The organism is Paenibacillus sp. 01T47, assembly GCF_056398245.1.
On record NZ_JBFTPA010000003.1, the window covers coordinates 343831 to 361915 of the forward strand.

Genomic DNA, 18085 nt, shown 5'->3' on the forward strand with positions numbered 1-18085 from the left:
CCTTATATTAAAATTTCACTGCATGGAAATGTCTGAGAAATTGACTTCACCAAAACTTTACCTTGTATCGTTCAGAGTTCCTACCCTATAAAGTTTATAGAGTACTGTAATTATTAAAGGATTGGTCATATTAAAGAAGTTTGAGAGCATGATTTTGCAGCAACAAAATGCTTGTAATAAAGAAATCAATATGATAGCATGAAAGCAATCGAATCATTAAACGTGAGGAAGCACCTCCTTTGCCGCAGGCAGAGGAGGTGCTTTTTGTTGTTTTCCGACATTCTCCTTAATTGTTCGGACGCTTTCCTTGCCTTCAACCGATTCGCGACCACATCTATTTATTGGAGGAATGAGAAACATGCAAATCGTATTTTTGAACACGTTCGAGAAGCTTGGAGAAGGCCAGCGCATTGATAGCGCGCAGCTATCTATCTGTGAGAATCAAGGCATTTGGGCAGTGCTGTGGGTGGAGCTGAATGAGGAGAGCGAAGATCCGATCACTTGGTTTGAAGGAACGTCATGGGAGGAAATGATTGTGGCATTCCGTCATGGCATTGCAAGGGTCATGGGTGAAGGGTACGCGCCTATTATCGATGGCATGCTGGACGATCGCCGTTCTACAACTGGCAGCTTTGTAACTATGCTTCAATGCTACGGCGAGCTTCATGCCAATCAAGAACTTTTTCAGAAGCTTCGTGAATGGCGGCGTACGAAAGCAATTGCTGAGAAGCGTTCGGCTTATCTTGTCGCTACTAATCGCATGTTGTGGATGATCAGCGCCTTCGTTCCGAAGACGGCAGATGAATTAGCACAAATTCCCGGTTGGGGAAGCGCCAAGCATGCATCCTATGGATTAGAAGTGCTGGAGATTACAAGTGAAGCTAACCGTGATACTGAGTTTCCACTGCAATGGGTAAGTGACAAATTAGACTCAATCGCCTATACACAATGGCTTTATAAACAAAAGGAAACAAAATATAAATCTCAGATGGATCGCCAACAGGCAAAAAAACATATTTTGACGGCGGTACAGCAGGGTGGATCGCTTGAACAGCTTGGCGTGGAGCTAGAGCTGTCAAGGCGCGAATTAATGGATCGAATCGAGCAATTAGAACAAGAGGGTTACGATATGGAATCACTGATTACGCGGGAGCTCGTAGAGATGCCAGATGATGAGCAGCAGCTGGTCTGGGATGCTCTCTCGCTGGTCGGCGATAAATATTTGAAGCCGGTATTGCAGCAAGTATATGGCACTTTGGAAGCTTCGCAATTGAATAAGCCTGTTGATGTCCTTTATGAGCGCTTGAGGCTCATAAGGCTGCGTTTTAGAAGAAGCCTGACAAGTAAGGCTGTATAGTTTTTTTTGGGAAAAGAAAGACAAGAGAAGGCTCCTTCATTACTCAAGGAGCCTTCATAATTCCGATTTGGTCAGTCCAAACCGTGTCTGCAAAACGGATCGTAGTATTAAAGTCGCAATGAAGTCCAGTTTCATAGGAACGATTGTCTATAAGGGCGATGGCGTCTTCTCGCAGGAGACGTACATGATAACGCTCCTCTTTTGTAAACTGCGGCTGCTCATAGGCTCTTAGCCAAATGAGGATAGCGCTTACAACCTCAACAGCATCATCTAACGCTTGATTCCATAGCTGCCAAACGCTCTCATTGTGATAGGTGGCGCCGTCCACAGGATCAAGCCAAGGCTGCTCTTCTACATTTAATACGTCAAAGGGCATAGCCCCTCTTTTATAAGTAAAAGGCTCGATTTGTCCAAATGTTAATATTTTTCGCATACCAGTCGGATCATGAAATAAACGCTGCGCGGTAGTGAAATCACGATTCGCTTGGTTCCAATCCTCACGTTTAATGAGCGGGGCCAGCTCTTCATAATAAAGGGCAGCTATCGACTCGAAAGCGTCCACTACGGTTGTTGGAAATGCTCCCTTCGTATCGATATGCTTCCAGACTGGAGTTTTCCACGTTTCAATTCCCCAAAGCTCACGCGCTATTATCGTATCCATCATAATTTCAAAACGTTGATGATCCCATTTGCGAAAGCCTGATTTGCTAAATACATAAGGATGAAGATTACGATCAAGAATGTGATGCAATACGAATCCTAGTGTGTATAGGATAGAAGAATCAGGACGTTTAGGGCAGGCGGGTCTGCCGACGACACTATCCAGCATTTCGACAAGTACCGGTCCGCAATTGCGGTTATGCATTTCCGTTCCTAAACGATTTAAGGCTATGCTGCGCTGCCAAGGGAAAAAACGATGATAGAACAAAAAGTCAGGTCCTTGGCATCCCATGTTAAATATATTTTTTTTCTCATCTGATTCAATTAGTGCGCATTCGCCAAGCCGCTCGAATACAAGTTGTCCAAAAATGAAGTGAGCCCATACGTTAGGCATAGAAGAGGACCTCCATTCCTATCAATATTCTACAGATTTCGTTTTAAAATATAGTTCTAAAGATACATATATTTTATTTATAGTATACTTGTCCTAGTGAATTAAGTATAATATAAATTAAACAAGACAAAGCGCGAATTTTGTCGAAAAGGAGCGTATCTTCATTATGAAGGCAGAGTACATTAACCCGTTTCTTGAATCTGCAAAAATCGTGATTGAGCAAGTCGTTCAAATACGTCCAGCGACTGGAGAACTAGGTCTCAAGGATATCAAGTTTGTAGAGAACTATATTTGGATTCAAATTGGGCTCAACGGACAGATGAACGGTGACATTGTATTCGGGCTTAGCGAAGAGGTAGCTATGAAAATGGTTTCTGCGATGATGGGCGGATACGTAATTTCTGAAATCGACGAAATCGTGAAGAGTGCTATTTCTGAGCTTGGCAATATGATTAGCGGAAATGCGAGTACGATGCTGTTTAATCAAGGGGTGAGAGTAGATATTACACCGCCGAAGGTTATCCAGTCTGCTCAATCAGCTGGCTTCACCGCACAAAAAGCGTTGACGATTCCACTGATAATGGAAGGCATTGGAGAACTCGACATCCAAGTTTTAATCGCATCTTAGCATAGAAATGGCTCCTTAGGGAGCTTTTTTTGCGTCTGCAATACCAATCAAGTAAAATTGTAAATGGGTGATGATGGATGTTAAGAGGCAAAGTGATTTTCATCTCCGGTGCATCAAGCGGAATCGGAGCGTTAATGGCTAAAATGCTGGCTGAGCGGGGGGCGATCCCAGTTTTGACTGGACGCAACATCTCGAAGCTAAAGGAGATTTCCGCTGCAATAAAGGGGAAAAGCTCGTTCTATCAGATGGACGTGACCGATAATGAACAGGTGAAGCGAACAGTAGAAGCTGTCATTGCGGAATATGGTAAAATAGATGTATTGCTGAACAACGCTGGCTACGGCAAATTCGAGAATTTTATGAGCATGAATGTGGAAAGCTTTGAGCAAATGATGGACACGAACTACCTAGGCATCGTACGCTGCACGAAGGCAGTTGTTCCTCATATGGTGAAGCAAGGAAGCGGACATATTGTAAACATAGCATCTTTAGCAGGCAAAATAGGCACTGCCAAATCAACCAGCTACACAGCCACAAAGCATGCTGTGCTTGGCTTTACTAATGCGCTTCGCATGGAGCTTCGGGAGCAGGGAATTCAGGTATCTGCGGTTAATCCAGGTCCAATAGATACGCCTTTTTTCTCGCTGGCTGATCCTTCCGGCTCTTACGTTAAAAATGTCAATTGGTTTATGATGAAGCCAGAATATGTAGTCAAAAAAATCATTCGTTTAATCGAGCGGAGAAAAGCCGAGCTTGACCTGCCGAAAACCGCAGCTTTTGGTATTAAACTATATCAATTGCTGCCGCGAACCATTGATCGGCTATTCGGCGGTATGTTAAATCGAAAATAAAGGTTTAAATGAGAGAGGATTAAAAATGAGTAAGCACACATGGTATGAAATAGGAATTAATGAACTGCTGTCGGATAAGCTCACAGCAAATGGGATTATTGAACCAACGGATGTACAGGCAAATACGATTCCGATATTGCTTGGAGGAAGCGACGTTTCAGCGAGGTCGCAGACGGGTACAGGTAAAACGCTTGCGTATTTGTTGCCGCTTCTTCAGAAGCTGAATTCGCATTCAAGCGCAATTCAAGCGATTATTTTGGCTCCAACTCAGGAGCTTGCGATGCAAATTGTTCGTGTAGCAGAAGTGTACGCGGAGCCGCTGAACATTCGCGTACAGCAATTGATTGGCGGAGCTGCATTAAAGCGGCAGGTAGAGAAATTGAAGCTGCGCCCGCAGCTGGTTATTGGAACACCAGGGCGAATTCACGAATTGCTTAAGCTGCGCAAGCTCAAGCTGAATGATGTGAAAAATGTTGTAGTTGATGAAGCGGATCAAGTATTTCAGCTCGGCTCGACAAAAGAGGTCGAGATCATTTTGCATAGTGTCGGTAAAGAGCACCAAATTGCTTTTTTCTCCGCGACATATCCGGATCAAATGGCTCGTTTTGAAGGACGCTGGATGAAAAACCCGGAACGCATTCAGGTTACGCCGGAGCATACCGTATCACAAACGATCGATAATTACTTTATCGTTAGCGACAAGCGTGATAAAACCGATACGGCAAGAAGACTTGTACGCTTGCTGAACCCAACCTCTGCGCTGCTTTTCCTAAATGATACCGACAACATTTCCAACTGGGAATCGAAGCTAAGTTATGAAGGCTTTACTGTTGAGGCTTTGTATGGGGATGCGGATAAACAGCGCCGTGCAGCAACATTGACACGTTTTCGCGAGGGTCGTTGCCAACTGCTGCTAGCTACGGATGTTGCGGCTAGAGGCCTTGATATTGAAGGTCTGCCGCTCGTCATTCAGCTTGATCCTGCATCGGATGCGGATCATTATGTGCATCGTGCAGGACGAACGGGCCGTATGGGACGTCCTGGTACAGTCGTCTCCATTGTTACGCCGCAGGAGCTGTTTATTATGGAGAAATTCCGCAAGCAGCTGGGCATCGAATTGACAGAACGGACAATGTTCAGAGGAAAGCTTCTTAGCGAGGAAGAGCTGCGAGAAGCAACAAAACCGTTTGCGGCTCGCCATGAAGCGAAGCTTGCAGATCGCTCAGAAGCGTTGCAAACGAAGCGAGCTGCAGAGAATAAAAGTGCAGCTGCTGCTCCGAAACAAACGAAGCTTGTAGAGACGAAAGCAGTAACTGCTCCGCCGAAACCAAAGCCAGCAGCGAAGCCTGCTCCTAAGAAAGTGGAGCGAAAGCGCGAAGGCAAAAACAAAGGTGCTCCTAAGTGGTTGAAAGCTAAACGCGAGGCCGATAAGGAACAATCATAAAAATTTATTTTGAAAGCCACCCTCTTAAATCGATCTGCCTCTCCCGAAACGTATGGGCGAAGGTAAAAAATGCGGCAAAACCCGCAATCGAAAAAGGAGTGTGGCTTTCTTGATGAAACAAACCATGTGGAAAAAGACAGCAATTTCTTCGCTTGCGCTGCTAATGCTTGCAGGCGGTGCGACGTCAGCTTTTGCAGATGGCGGTAAAGGCAAAGGGCATGATGGCGATCGTAATGATGATAAAGGCCGTCATGAGGACAAGGATGACAAGTATGACAAGGACGATAAACATAAAGTAACATGGCAATTTCAAGATGAGGACGATCTGAAGTGGGCTATGGAATACATTATGCGGTTAGCGTCGAAGGGCGTATTTACTGGCTACGAGGATGGTACATTTAAGCCTAATCAGAAAATCAACCGTATTGAAACGTTGACTGCTGCTGTCAGATTGATGGGTCTTCGCTCACAAGCGGAATCAGCAGATAAAATGAAAACGGACTTGCAATTTAATGATGGGGATAAAATCGCAAAAAAATACCCTTGGGCTGTTGGTTACGTTGCAGTAGCGCTGGAGAACGATCTATTCTCTGAGACTGAATCGGAAGTGAAACCGGAAGCAAACGCGACAAGACTATGGTCTACGATTCTTCTCGTAAAAGCGCTTAAACTGGAAGACGAAGCGAAGGCGCTCAATAATACGAAGCTTGACTTTAAGGATGCAAAAGAGATCCCTGCTGGATCTGTAGGTTATGTTGCTCTTGCTTTGAAGAAAGGTATTATTACCGGCTACAATGATAAGAATGGAAAAACTTTCCGTCCTAATCAACCAGTAACCCGTGCAGAGCTGGCAGCGCTTCTCGATCGCACAGATACGGAAATGCCTAATCATGATGCACAAGCCATTATAGGCAAGCTAAAAGCAGCTCCTGCTGATGGCAAGTTGACGGTTGTTAAAGGAGATAACACGGAGGTTTCACTAGCATTAGACTCGAATGTGTTTATTTTCCGAGATGATAAAAAATCGCCAGTGAGCTCACTCCGAGCAGGTGATGAGGTACTCGTTCGTACGTATCTCAATCGTATCGTATTTATTGAAGTAACGAAGTCGGCTCCTGTTAGTACAGCTTTCTCGGAGAACGGAATTATTAATACATTAACGTTCAACAATCAGGCGAAATTGACGACGGTTTCTCTCATTACTCGATATGAAAACTCACAGGCAGTTGTCACAACATTCAGCATTGATCCAAGTGTAGTCATCACAGGTGACTCCTCGCAGCTGAAGGCTGGTCAATATGTACAAGTAAAAGGCGACAATGGTACAGTTAAATCAATTGAAGTGAAATAAGGTTTATATAAGTGAAGGGCTGTCCTGAAAGTGGATTTTTCTACTTTTGGAACAGCCCTTTTTTCATTGCTCAACAATCAAAATTATAGCTTGCGAATCCAGCAGCGCTTAGTTTTCTGCATAATAAGCACGATACAATTCGTTAGAAAATATACGCGTTAACTTTCATAGTTAGTCTGTAATAGAGCTTGATTTCAATTGCGATATCGAACTATAATAAATGTAAATTTTAGGTAGGTGCAACTGGCGTAAACGTGGATGACCACGAGGGAGCACCTATTTCATATGTCGTGCGCCTGGGCAAAGTATTTGATCAATGATCAAATACTTTTTTTATTTTCAGATAAAATAAAAAGGTTGAGGTGAGTATGTTGCAGTCCTATGAAGATCAGTTATTTAATAATCCGTATCCTGGTAGAACGATAATCGTGGGGATGAGCCCGTCAGGAAAACACTATGTTCAAGTGTATTGGATAATGGGCAGAAGCGTGAACAGTCGCAACCGAATCTTTGAGCGTAATGAGCAGTTTGTAAAAAATAGAGCATATGATGCGGCAAAAATGGAAGACCCTTCATTGATTATTTATAATCCGATAAAGAGTATTAATGGGATGCACATCATTTCCAATGGAGATCAGACGGAAACCATCTATGAAGCGTATGGCAAAAAAGAAACGTTTGAAGATGCATTAAAAAGCAGAAAGTTTGAACCGGATGCTCCCCATTATACACCACGTATTTCCGGTATTATTGATACTGAATCAGCTGTGTACAGCTTGTCCATTTTGAAAACAAGGCAAAACGATCCGTCATTTTGCATCCGTCATTTCTTTCATTACGACTCTTTTACAAAAGGGATAGGTCATTGCATTCACACTTATAAAGGTGAAGAAAATGGTATTTTGAGATCTTTTGAAGGTGAACCGCTGGAGGTTCCTTTATTTGATTCAATGGATGAAACGGCTCAATTTTACTGGAGCAGCATAAACGCAGATCATAAAATTTCATTGCTTGTGAAGTTTATTCATACCGATGATCGTAAGGTGGAATTTAAAATAATAAATAAAAATCAGACGTTTTAGTGTCTCTATAATTAATTCCGACAAAAACGATGGGAAAAATTTAAATAATCGTTGACAGGGTCGTTTTTGAGGAATAATATAGGAATATATTCAAAGTGAGTTGAAAAACCATTTTGTAGGATGACAAAAGAAGATAATCTACTGGACCACCAGAGATTCAATAGGAGCGCAGTTCTGCGCCTTGTTGGGTCTCCTTTTTTTATCCAAAAAAACAAAAAAGCTCAAAGAGCGAAGCGAAAGGGATGTTTACAATCATGAAAAAACTAACACTAACATTAATTTCTGCAACAGTAGCCTTCTCAGCCCTAACCTATGTTGTCGTATCTGCCAAACAGGCGCAAGGTGCGCCTGCGGTGAAGGACAACGCTGCAATTGTTACCGAAGCAAAAGAAGAGAATCATTCCAAAATCATTACCGTTTCTGATACAGAGAAAAAATCAGAAGTAAACACAGCTGCAGCAGAAGGCGAAAAACAACAGCAAACAAAAACGGCGGACACGATAGAGGCAAATAAGCCTGAAGCAGAAAAAGTAGATGCGAAACAAGAAGATAAATCCAAAGTTACTCTTGCTGTAGATAAGAAGGAAGAGGCGCCTGCAGCTAAAGCGGCAGCAGCAAAGGAAGAGCCTGCGGCTAAAGCAAATACATCGGTTGAAAAAACAGCGACACAGCCGAAAGAAGCTGCCCAGCCTAAAGCAGCAACGACCGTAAAAGAAGAAAGCCAGCCTAAAGCTGCAGCCGTTGTGAAAGAAGAGCCAAAAGCAGCAGCACCTGCTGCGAAAGAAGAAACACAATCGAAACCAGCGGAGCCAGCTGCGAAAAAAGAAAAGAAACCATCAAAATCGGTCTCATTTGTGAAAAAAGATACGGTACAGCCGAAAGCACCATCATCCTCAGAGGCTCCTGCTTCATCCTCTTCATCATCATCATCGTCTTCCGAAGGTCAACACCCAGCACCATCGACGACGGAAGAAGAAATCTGCTAGAAACAAGAAATACGTATTCATGAGTTATGAAATGGGGGTGGTCATAAGAGGCAGATCAGCCTCTTATGACCGGCTCCCTGCACGAGATCTTGAAGCGACTAGTGGAGAATACATATTTCACACTTGGCACATCGACAAAATTTGATGAAAACGAGGAATGAACATGAAATTACAATTGAATACATCCAAAAGATGGTTAGCTCTTATATTGGCTGCGTTATTAATTTTGCCGGCTGCCAATATCGTTAATGCCAATCCAGCTTCGGAAACTCTAGTAAATAGCGGCGCCAGCCATTATAACTATTTTAATAATGTGTATGATCATTTGAATGATGAGAACCATATTCTTCAAACGGTAACGTATGAAGATATTATTAATCTCTTTGACAGCGAAGGCACGTATGTGGTGTTGTTTGGCGGAGCTTGGAGCGATAAAACACAAGCGAATATTGGCTTTATCAATCAGGTGGCGAAGCAATATGGCGTAAAAACCATCTATAACTTTGATACGAGGTTAGATGGCAAATCACTAGAGATTGCTGAAACGCAAACGAAAGAAATCAAAGTCGGCAACAACACTTTTGATTTTGCAGAAGCGTATGTCGAGCTGGTCAAAAAATATTTAACGAACCTCGATGAAGTACTTCCAGCAGGAGATATCGTTAGCTATACAAAAAAAGACAGCAAGGGCACAGTAATTTCAGAAGGCTCAGCGAAAAAAATTGAAGCACCATTCTTGTTTGTGTATAACAAAAAGAAAATTGTTTCCTCTTTGGCATCAACGAATGTATGGAACGATTATTTAACAAATGGTGTTTTGGACACGGGCAAAGTAGATGCTTACAAAGCAAAAGTGAGTCAAGTATTTGAAGGAATCACTTCATTTGATACGATTAACCGTTCGAATTCTATCAAAGCAGCTTTCAATAGAAACGGATCAATCATCAACAAAAAAGAAACGGTTATTTTTGACGAATCGGATGGAGAGCTCGTATTTGAACATGTAACCTATCACCAATTGACGAAGATTCTCGAGAGCGAAGGGAATTATACGATCTTGTTCGGCGGCTCATGGTGCCCGAATACGCAAGCAGCCATTAAGTTTATTAACGAATATGCGAAAAAAAATAACATTGATAAAGTTTATTTCTGGGACACCAAGCTGGATTCGGGAATTTCGATCCTGGATCTTAATAAAGACCCGAACGCTGACCCGCATAACGGCATATTCTTTCAAACGAGAGATACGAATCATCCAAATGCCAATCTGTATGTAGATTTGATTAACAAATATTTGCCTGATATCAAAACACAATATGTAAAAGCAAGCAACAATGTAAAGTATACGAATGAGAACGGCGTAGAAGTAATCGCAAGCAAAGCTCAGGTTCCATACCTCTTTCAATATAACAAAGACAATAAGGATGCTGATGGCAACAGAGCTCCGATTCTTGGGCATATTGAATTGATGTATTCTTGGACCAATATTCAACCTGATTATGTAAGCAGCGGGCTTACTGGTGTGAATTACAATAACTATACGAATGCTTTGAACAGCCTATTCGCAAGAGTTGAGGCCAAACCTACAGGGCTGACAGCGGTTAAACCAACCTCATCCGATGAAAATGATGGTCAAATTACAGGAACGAAAGGCAAAGCGCTAGAATACAAGCTTGAAAGTGAAACGGATTACAAGGCTGTAACTGGTGATGCAATAACTAACTTAGTGCCAGGCACTTACAATGTTAGATATGCATCCAAGCTTGGATACAATGGTCCTCATACAGCAGGAATTCCCGCAGCTGTTTCGTACAAAGCGGGCGAAGCTGTGAACGTAGTGGTTCCATCCTATATTCAAGACCAAGCTGCACCAACAGGGCTGGCAGGCGTTGCACCAACGACATCAGCTAACAATGACGGTAAAATTACAGGAACGACGACAGCGCTTGAATACAAGTTGTCTAATTCGTTATCCGATTATATTCGTGCAACAGAACCGTCTGTTACAGATCTTGTTTACGGTACTTATGATGTTCGTTACGCGGCAAAAGAAGGATATCGCCCAAGCCCTAAAGTAGAGGTTGTTATTCCGGCTTACGGCGAGGAAGCGCAAGAAGCGCCGACTGGCTTAACAGGCGTATCACCGACAACGATTGCTAATAACGATGGACAAATTACAGGAACGACTGCAGCTCTAGAATACAGATTAGATGGAACGGATGCTTATCAAGCGGCAATAGAACCAGCGATAACTGGTCTCGTAGCAGGCACCTACAATATCAGATTTGCAGCTAAACCTGGATTCAGTGCAAGCCCAGCAATTGATATCGTTATCAATGCGTTTGCTCTACAAGAGCAGCCGGAACCATCAGGCTTGACGGGTGTAGCTCCAACCTCTTCAGCTAATAATGATGGACAAATTACAGGAACAACGACAGCACTTGAATACAAGATGTCAGGAGCTGAGTCCTATCAAGCGGCTACAGCGCCATCTATTACTGGTTTATCATCAGGCACTTACAACGTGAGGTTTGCGGCTAAGGAAGGCTATAATGCCGGCGCAGTGCTAGATGTCATTGTACCTAATTATGTATCCCCTCCAAGCGGTGGTAACAATGGCCCAAATCCAACGCCAACACCTACACCTCCAGCAGGCGGAGATAATGATGGTACAGCACCAACAGCAACGATAACAGCAACAACCGATGCTGCGACAGGAGCAACCGTAGCGAAAGCAACCGCAGCTTCTATTACAAGCCTGGTTGAGCTTGCTAAGAAAGCGGAAGCAGCAGGCAAAACCTCTGTCGTTGAGCTTAAGGTTGAAGCTACAGCTCAAACTAAATCTGTAGAGCTGAGCATTCCTAGAAAATCGTTTAATGAAGTAGCATCTAGCACAAATGCGGGTGTGAAGGCCAATCTTGGCGTTGGCACTGTTGTTTTTGATGCAAAAGCAATCGAAAGCATCAGCAATTCGGCTGAAGCGGGTGACATCAGCATTATTATTACGAAAGTAGAGCTGACTGACGAGGGCAAGGAAGCTTTGGGTGACAGACCGGTTTATGATTTCTCCGTATTCGCAGGAACTATCCAGCTTACAAGCTTTGGCGGCAGCAATGTGCAAGTTAGTGTGCCTTATACTTTAAAAGCCGGAGAAGATCCAAATGCTGTAGTGGTCTACTATGTAACGGATGCCGGCAGCTTGGAAACGATCCGCGGGAAATACAACGCGGGTACAGGAACGGTAAACTTTGTTACGACACATTTCTCCCAGTACATTGTAGGATACAATAAAGTAAGCTTTAAAGATGTATCGGATGCAGCTTGGTATAAGGATGCCGCTTTATTCCTTGCGGCAAGAAGCATTACAACAGGTACAGACGAGGACCATTACAGCCCGAATGCGTCAGTGACGAGAGGCCAATTCATCGTCTTGTTATTGAAAGCATACGGCATCGAGCCAAATCAGAAAGAGACAGCTAATTTTGATGATGCAGGGAATACCTACTATACGAATTACTTGGGAGCTGCTAAGCGCCTGGGTATTACGAAAGGTGTAGAAGGCAATACGTTTGACCCTAATAGCAAAATTACACGTCAAGATCTATTTACACTTCTGTATCGCGCACTTGAAGTGTTTGGTGAATTGCCTAAAGCAGAGACAAATGTTGCGGTGTCCAGCTTCAGTGATTCCGCTCAAATTGCAAGCTATGCAACTGACGCTTTCAAGGTGCTAGTTGAGGGCGGCATCATTACGGGGAACAATTCAAAGCTGAGCCCTAAAGATGTTTCTACGAGAGCTCAAGTGGCACAAGTGCTTTATAATCTGCTTTCAAAGTAATACGATATGAACGCAAATTATAGTGTTTAAAGAATGGGCGGCCAATGGCTGCCCATTCTTTTCGTTTTTGTGCATGCTTCTTGCTTTTGTACACAAATCATTGCTTTCTTTGATATTAGTCCGATAATTCGGTATGCTGTTTACTAGATAAACTAATTTACATAGTTGAAGGTGATAGGATGGATTCTATTTTACAGGTGAATGGTTTAATCGGCGGTTACAGCCCACGAAGACCAGTACTGCATGATATCTCCTTTGAGGTAAAAGCGGGCGAGATGGTAGGATTAATCGGTCTGAATGGCGCTGGAAAAAGCACGACCATTAAGCATATTTTAGGTTTAATGAAGCCGCAGGCGGGGGAAGTAAAGGTTGATGGCGTTACGCTGGAGGAAGAAACGGAGCGTTACAGAAGCGCATTTGCTTATGTGCCGGAGACGCCGGTTCTATTTGATGAGCTGACCGTTGAGGAGCACTTGCGCTTAACGGGGATGGCCTATAGCGTAAAGGACAAGCAGTATGGTGATCGTGAGGACGAGCTGCTGAAGCAGTTCCAAATGACGCCAAAGCGTAAAGCCTTTGCAGCCCACTTATCCAAAGGCATGAAACAAAAGGTCATGATTATGAACGCGCTGCTCGCTGAGCCGCCGCTGTACATCATCGATGAGCCTTTTCTAGGGCTTGACCCGCTTGGCATTCGTTCCTTGCTGGAGCGGCTGGTTGAAGTAAAACAAAAGGGAGCAGCCATCCTAATGAGCTCGCATATCCTCTCAACTGTGGAAGCATATTGCGATCGTTTTATCGTCATGCACCACGGTAAAATCGTTGCGATCGGCACGCTCGATGATATTAGACAAGCAGCAGGCATGGACATGCGCAGCGGTTCTCTGGAGGATGCCTTCTATAAGCTCGTTACTGGGGGCAATGTTTGATGAGCAATATTAGTAAGCTGGAGCTGATGTGGCAGCAAAGAGCAAAGGCATTCCGCGGGGAAACGCTGCCTTATTTTCGGTATATGGGGCAAAGCGGCTTCCCAGCTTTTATGTCTTTAATCTTGATCTCCTCCACGATTGGATACATAAATTTAATTCGACATATGCCAGCCAGCTTTCCCTTTGCGACTGTTGGTATGATTGCATTAACGTTGGTGTTGTGTTGGAGTCCGCTTCGTACGTGGCTTGCGGCCGGAGACGTCGTCTTTATGATGCCGCGTGAGGCAGAGATGGCCGGTTATTTGCGCTTATCGTTCCGTCATACTTCAATTGCATGTTCGATACTAGCTGCCATTGTGTTTCTTCTTTATTTGCCGATCTATAACCAAGGCCCAGCCATTAACGGCGCATTGCTTCTTGCAGTCGTGGCTGCCGCTCTGAAGGCGGGCAATGTATGGGGAGCATGGAAAGAGCGCCGAATGACTTGGGCTGGCATGCGACGTCTCATGCGTGTGCTGCGCTGGGCAATGACAGCATTGACGCTGGTAGCTTGGCTTACTTGTACCGCTTGGCAGGCTGCGGGGTTTACGCTGCTCATCGGTATACTGTCTATGCTGCTTTATCGTCTTCCAACAAAACATCCTTTTCCTTGGGAGAGGCTGATTGAAGAGGAAGCAAGGACACGCAAACGGTATTATGTTTTTTTTGGATTGTTTATCGATGTACCTACACTCCCATCGAGTATAGCAAGAAGATCGTATTTAAGCTGGATTCTGCGTACGATACCGTATTCGAATCGCAATACATTCGTTTATCTCTATACGGCATCTATGCTTAGAACCGAGATGGGCGGAATTATACTAAGGCTGCTTATTCTCGGCTGCCTCATCACCTATTGGTTTGCTGAAGCCGTATCGCTATCTGGTTATGGCAGTGTTCTCGTATTTTTTATTTTTATGGGGCTCATTGCTGTTCAATTAGGCGGCTTGCGTCATATCCATCGTTATTCGGTTTGGAAGCATGTGTACCCGTTGCCGGAAAAACAGCGAATTGAGCAATATTTGAAAATCGATCGTTTGGCGATGGTGCTGTGCACGCTGCTGCTGTGGCTGTTTGTTGCTTTGCCGCTGGCTTTGGCGGGCGGCGTTTACGTCCCTTCGCTCATAGCTATTGTACTTGCCGCCATGTATATCGCCATTCGTCCAGCGCGTTTGCGCAAGAAGCTTGCGAAAGATGAGGATGAAGACTAAGCAGGGCAGACGGAATACAAAAAAGAACCCCTGAGAGAAGCATTCGTAAAGAAATGCTGACTCAGGGGTTCTTTGCAATTATTCGCGAATGAAGTGCGAGTGTTTATTATACTTTTTGAGCAATCAAATCGTTAACCGCTTTGAAAATCGTATCGAACAGCTCTTCAAGATTTTCTTCCTCGATGCAAGAGAAAGCAACGCGAAGATCTGTTTTACCTAGAGCAATCGTACCGATTCCGTATTGGTTCAACAGATGTGCACGTACGGACTCAGCTGTAACGCCGCTTAGTGTTAGACACATAAAGTAGCCGGAGTTGAATGGGTAATAGCCCCATACATCGCCATAACGGCCGCTGTCGAGCAACGATTTTACGCGATTGGCGCGGCGTTTCATAATATCGTATTTCTCCGCTTTTTGAGCTTCGAATTCAGGTGAAGTCAAAGCGCGCAATACGAATGTTTGTGATGGATGCGGGCCGCTGGAAATCGTAGCACGAATGATACCAATTGTTTTTTGCTCCAACGCATTCAAAGTAGCCGCAGAAGTTGAACCATACGTAATGAAGCCTACGCGGAAGCCCCATACGTACTCTTCTTTGGTCGCACCGTCAACTTTAACGGCAAGCACACGCGGATGCAGATCAGCAAGCTTGGAGAACAGTGATTCTTGCATGGAATCTTCGAAAAATAAACCAAAATAAGCATCGTCTGTTACAACAACTACATTGATGCCAGCTTCCGCTGCGTCGTGAATGGCAGCGATGATTTCATCGCCTTCCTGTGGACCAGGCGTGTAGCCAGTAGGGTTGTTCGGAAAGTTCAGCACAACGATGGCTTTCCCTTTGTCCTTTTGAGCCAGCAAGGCTTCGCGAAGGCCAGCGCTGTTGAAGCGAGTTTGGTCGTTATACAGCGGGTATTCTACAATTTCAGCACCGCGGCGGATACCGAATGTCAATTCGTAGTTTTCCCAGTTTTTATTAGGGATGATTACAGCGTCACCCGCATTAGCGAAAAGGTCAGCTACAATGCTAAGACCGTGGGTCAATGCATTTGTAACGACTGGCGTACCAAAGCCCTTTGATTCAAGGGATGGGTTGTCTTTGATCATTTTTGTACGCCAAGCAGCACGAAGCTCAGGCTTTCCTGCAGGAGGCGCATATTCATATATATCTTTCGGATTGTAAGCAGAGAGGGTATCTTGGATGACCTTCAGGTGCATCGGTTGTCCGCCTTCTGTTGCAATTCCAATAGTAGCATTAAATTTAGTTGCTTTCGTTTTCGCTTCGGCGGACTGACTGAGAATGCCCTCCTTCGGGAAATAAATCGCTTTGCCTAAGTCTGACAACATCGCATAAACGTTAGGGCTTTCTGCTTGTAACGTCTCGTTTAATTGCTGAGCAAGTGGGTTCATGGACTTTATTCCATCCTTCCGAAATCATTCATTTGAATGTAGTATAATTAGGCGTTAGCCGTTTATTCTTGTCGGGTGCTATTATAACATTTTTTTTGAGATGGAAACCATTCACAAAGCAAATTTTTTCGTAACTTCATGTGGCTTGCGCAATAGTTTCTCCCTGTTGTATGATGACGGCATAGATTTGTACAGGAGGTTTCCTTATGCTGCACATTTCGCCTAATTCGTTCATCCTGTTACCTGCGTTTGCCAAAATCGTATGTGAGCCGGGTTGGAGATGGGCTAGACGCGAGAAGCCGATGGCCAATTTTGATTTATTTTATGTTTGGAGCGGAGAAGGGGAAGTTGAAGTCAACGGTACTCACTATGAGGTTGGTCCGGGAAGCTGCTTCTTGTTTCGTCCGGGCGACTACACAAGCTCCACTCATAACCCGCAGCGTCCGCTCGTATTATCCTATATTCACTTTGCCATTAATGAAACGATAGATGCTGTGCCGAGTCGGTATAGGCAATTGAATGACACGGTCGACTTTGAATATATGCTCTCACGCTATGTAAGGCTGTTTCTTGTAAAAACGTATGCAGCGGAAGAGGAGGCGCAGCTTGTTCTTAAGCAGCTGATGATTCATTTGCTTAGAGAGGACAAGCAGCTGCCAGTCGAGAAGAAGGCAAGCAATCAATTGACAGAGGCCATTCATGAGGTGGCAAACTTTGTTCGGCAAAATCCAAGCATTGCGCACCGTGTAGAGGATCTAGCGATGCGGGCGCAGCTGTCGCCCCGATATTTTTCAATGAAATTCAAAGAGCTGATCGGCATGTCAGTGCAAACCTACATGATTCGCACGAGAATTGAACGGGCGCAGCATTTGCTCATGCACGCCGGGATGAATGTGACCGAGGTAGCAGATGCACTCGGCTATCGGGACATCTTTTTTTTCAGCAGGCAGTTTAAGCAGTATACGGGGCGAAGCCCCTCGGAGATCAGATAGGCTAATAAACGAAAAACCCCGAATTCACTCATCGCTGAGAAATTTGGGGTTTTTCGTTTTGAGCTAAGTCTGCTTCAGTTAGTTTTCGTGGAGTGATCCGAGCTTCTCACCCATATGCACCTTCGATCCAAGCATGTGGTTGTCACGTGGAGTAAAGGTTCCATCTTCAAGCAGCAGCACTACAGTAGAACCGAATTCAAAGTAGGCGAGCTCTTCACCCTTGAGCATTTCTTCCTTAAGGGGCTGTACGTACTGAATACTGCTTACGTTCATTGCGCCAACTTTGACAACGGCCGTTTCCCCTGCATGATGCTGCATATAGGTAATCAGCCGCTCGTTGCGGCTAAGCACTCTGCGCATATGGCGAAGACCAAAGTCATTAACCGGATAAACTTTTCCTTCAATATGCTCACGCTCTACAACACGACCGCTGACTGGCGTATGTATACGATGGTAATCGGTTGGGCTCAAATAAAGAACGAAATAATAGCCGTTCATATAATTGGAAGTTCGCGGAGACCGATTAAGAAGCTCCTCAATCGTATAGTCCTGCCCCTTTACGTTAACAATCGTGCCGCTGCTTATTGGCCCAGCTCCGGTTATGAGAGCATCAACAGGACTGACAAGCGAGTCCTCATCTGCATGCACATCACGCAGACCGGGTTTTAATCGCCGCGTAAAAAACTCGTTTAACGTTTTATATTGGGCTAGAGGTTTCTCAGCTTCCTCAGTTTTAATGCCATATGTCGCAGCAAAACGGGAAATAAATCGACGGCTGGCAGCCGATTGAGCGAATTTTCCTGTTATGCGAGATATCCATTTGCGCGAGCTTAATTCTGTCATGGAACGAAGCAGCCATTTTATCATACGTGAACCGTCACGTCCTTTCCTGCAAGGAGGCTTTCGTCCTCA

The 18085-nt window shown here is 44.4% G+C and carries 14 protein-coding genes and 1 riboswitch; of the genes, 11 read left to right on the top strand and 3 right to left on the bottom strand.

Going from position 1 to position 18085, the window contains the following annotated elements; all coding sequences use genetic code 11:
* Positions 1-358: 358 nt before the first annotated feature.
* Positions 359-1357, top strand: a complete 999-nt coding sequence (locus AC1DOV_RS08930; RefSeq protein ID WP_430057671.1) for an HRDC domain-containing protein — start codon at positions 359-361, stop codon at positions 1355-1357.
* Positions 1358-1400: 43 nt separating this feature from the next.
* On the opposite strand, the gene AC1DOV_RS08935 is transcribed toward AC1DOV_RS08930, so the two are convergent.
* On the bottom strand, positions 1401-2411 hold the full coding sequence (locus AC1DOV_RS08935) for a zinc dependent phospholipase C family protein (RefSeq protein WP_441878915.1): 1011 nt from the start codon (positions 2409-2411) through the stop codon (positions 1401-1403).
* 166 nt (positions 2412-2577) lie between these two features.
* On the opposite strand from AC1DOV_RS08935, the gene AC1DOV_RS08940 reads away from it, so the two are divergent.
* The 9 genes from AC1DOV_RS08940 (at position 2578) to AC1DOV_RS08980 (ending at position 14770) form a co-directional block, all read left to right on the top strand.
* Positions 2578-3039 carry a chemotaxis protein CheX gene (locus AC1DOV_RS08940; RefSeq protein WP_054028542.1) on the top strand — a complete coding sequence of 154 codons (462 nt, stop codon included), beginning with the start codon at positions 2578-2580 and terminating at the stop codon, positions 3037-3039.
* Between the two features lie 77 nt (positions 3040-3116).
* Positions 3117-3890 (top strand): SDR family NAD(P)-dependent oxidoreductase, encoded by a 774-nt coding sequence (locus AC1DOV_RS08945; RefSeq protein WP_076267828.1) that lies wholly within the window; start codon positions 3117-3119, stop codon positions 3888-3890.
* Positions 3891-3915: 25 nt separating this feature from the next.
* Positions 3916-5334 carry a DEAD/DEAH box helicase gene (locus AC1DOV_RS08950; RefSeq protein ID WP_477549742.1) on the top strand — a complete coding sequence of 473 codons (1419 nt, stop codon included), beginning with the start codon at positions 3916-3918 and terminating at the stop codon, positions 5332-5334.
* A 112-nt stretch (positions 5335-5446) separates the two neighbouring features.
* On the top strand, positions 5447-6685 hold the full coding sequence (locus AC1DOV_RS08955; RefSeq protein ID WP_477549810.1) for an S-layer homology domain-containing protein: 1239 nt from the start codon (positions 5447-5449) through the stop codon (positions 6683-6685).
* Between the two features lie 229 nt (positions 6686-6914).
* A riboswitch (ZMP/ZTP riboswitch) is annotated at positions 6915-6994 on the top strand.
* Positions 6995-7053: 59 nt separating this feature from the next.
* The gene (locus AC1DOV_RS08960) at positions 7054-7767 is read left to right on the top strand and encodes an IMP cyclohydrolase (protein WP_477549743.1); all 714 of its coding nucleotides are present in this window, start codon (positions 7054-7056) and stop codon (positions 7765-7767) included.
* Between the two features lie 254 nt (positions 7768-8021).
* On the top strand, positions 8022-8753 hold the full coding sequence (locus tag AC1DOV_RS08965; protein ID WP_477549744.1) for a hypothetical protein: 732 nt from the start codon (positions 8022-8024) through the stop codon (positions 8751-8753).
* Positions 8754-8916: 163 nt separating this feature from the next.
* Positions 8917-12591 (top strand): S-layer homology domain-containing protein, encoded by a 3675-nt coding sequence (locus tag AC1DOV_RS08970; RefSeq protein ID WP_477549745.1) that lies wholly within the window; start codon positions 8917-8919, stop codon positions 12589-12591.
* Positions 12592-12770: 179 nt separating this feature from the next.
* Positions 12771-13520 carry an ABC transporter ATP-binding protein gene (locus AC1DOV_RS08975; RefSeq protein WP_339207781.1) on the top strand — a complete coding sequence of 250 codons (750 nt, stop codon included), beginning with the start codon at positions 12771-12773 and terminating at the stop codon, positions 13518-13520.
* Complete coding sequence (locus AC1DOV_RS08980) at positions 13520-14770, top strand: ABC transporter permease (RefSeq protein WP_477549746.1); 1251 nt, start codon at positions 13520-13522, stop codon at positions 14768-14770. The genes AC1DOV_RS08975 and AC1DOV_RS08980 overlap by 1 nt, the downstream gene beginning before the upstream one ends.
* A 106-nt stretch (positions 14771-14876) precedes the next feature.
* On the opposite strand, the gene AC1DOV_RS08985 is transcribed toward AC1DOV_RS08980, so the two are convergent.
* Positions 14877-16181, bottom strand: a complete 1305-nt coding sequence (locus AC1DOV_RS08985; protein ID WP_477549747.1) for an aminotransferase class I/II-fold pyridoxal phosphate-dependent enzyme — start codon at positions 16179-16181, stop codon at positions 14877-14879.
* A 206-nt stretch (positions 16182-16387) separates the two neighbouring features.
* On the opposite strand from AC1DOV_RS08985, the gene AC1DOV_RS08990 reads away from it, so the two are divergent.
* Positions 16388-17173, top strand: a complete 786-nt coding sequence (locus AC1DOV_RS08990; RefSeq protein WP_076267819.1) for a helix-turn-helix domain-containing protein — start codon at positions 16388-16390, stop codon at positions 17171-17173.
* Between the two features lie 78 nt (positions 17174-17251).
* Here AC1DOV_RS08990 and asd read toward each other — a convergent pair whose 3' ends face one another.
* Positions 17252-18040, bottom strand: a complete 789-nt coding sequence (gene asd / locus AC1DOV_RS08995; RefSeq protein ID WP_477511017.1) for an archaetidylserine decarboxylase — start codon at positions 18038-18040, stop codon at positions 17252-17254.
* Between the last annotated feature and the right edge of the window lie 45 nt (positions 18041-18085).

Coding starts and splice junctions, on each gene's coding strand:
- AC1DOV_RS08930 (WP_430057671.1), top strand. CDS start 359: ATGCAAATCGTATTTTTGAACACGTTCGAGAAGCTTGGAGAAGGCCAG.
- AC1DOV_RS08935 (WP_441878915.1), bottom strand. CDS start 2,411: ATGCCTAACGTATGGGCTCACTTCATTTTTGGACAACTTGTATTCGAG.
- AC1DOV_RS08940 (WP_054028542.1), top strand. CDS start 2,578: ATGAAGGCAGAGTACATTAACCCGTTTCTTGAATCTGCAAAAATCGTG.
- AC1DOV_RS08945 (WP_076267828.1), top strand. CDS start 3,117: ATGTTAAGAGGCAAAGTGATTTTCATCTCCGGTGCATCAAGCGGAATC.
- AC1DOV_RS08950 (WP_477549742.1), top strand. CDS start 3,916: ATGAGTAAGCACACATGGTATGAAATAGGAATTAATGAACTGCTGTCG.
- AC1DOV_RS08955 (WP_477549810.1), top strand. CDS start 5,447: ATGAAACAAACCATGTGGAAAAAGACAGCAATTTCTTCGCTTGCGCTG.
- AC1DOV_RS08960 (WP_477549743.1), top strand. CDS start 7,054: ATGTTGCAGTCCTATGAAGATCAGTTATTTAATAATCCGTATCCTGGT.
- AC1DOV_RS08965 (WP_477549744.1), top strand. CDS start 8,022: ATGAAAAAACTAACACTAACATTAATTTCTGCAACAGTAGCCTTCTCA.
- AC1DOV_RS08970 (WP_477549745.1), top strand. CDS start 8,917: ATGAAATTACAATTGAATACATCCAAAAGATGGTTAGCTCTTATATTG.
- AC1DOV_RS08975 (WP_339207781.1), top strand. CDS start 12,771: ATGGATTCTATTTTACAGGTGAATGGTTTAATCGGCGGTTACAGCCCA.
- AC1DOV_RS08980 (WP_477549746.1), top strand. CDS start 13,520: ATGAGCAATATTAGTAAGCTGGAGCTGATGTGGCAGCAAAGAGCAAAG.
- AC1DOV_RS08985 (WP_477549747.1), bottom strand. CDS start 16,181: ATGAACCCACTTGCTCAGCAATTAAACGAGACGTTACAAGCAGAAAGC.
- AC1DOV_RS08990 (WP_076267819.1), top strand. CDS start 16,388: ATGCTGCACATTTCGCCTAATTCGTTCATCCTGTTACCTGCGTTTGCC.
- asd (WP_477511017.1), bottom strand. CDS start 18,040: ATGATAAAATGGCTGCTTCGTTCCATGACAGAATTAAGCTCGCGCAAA.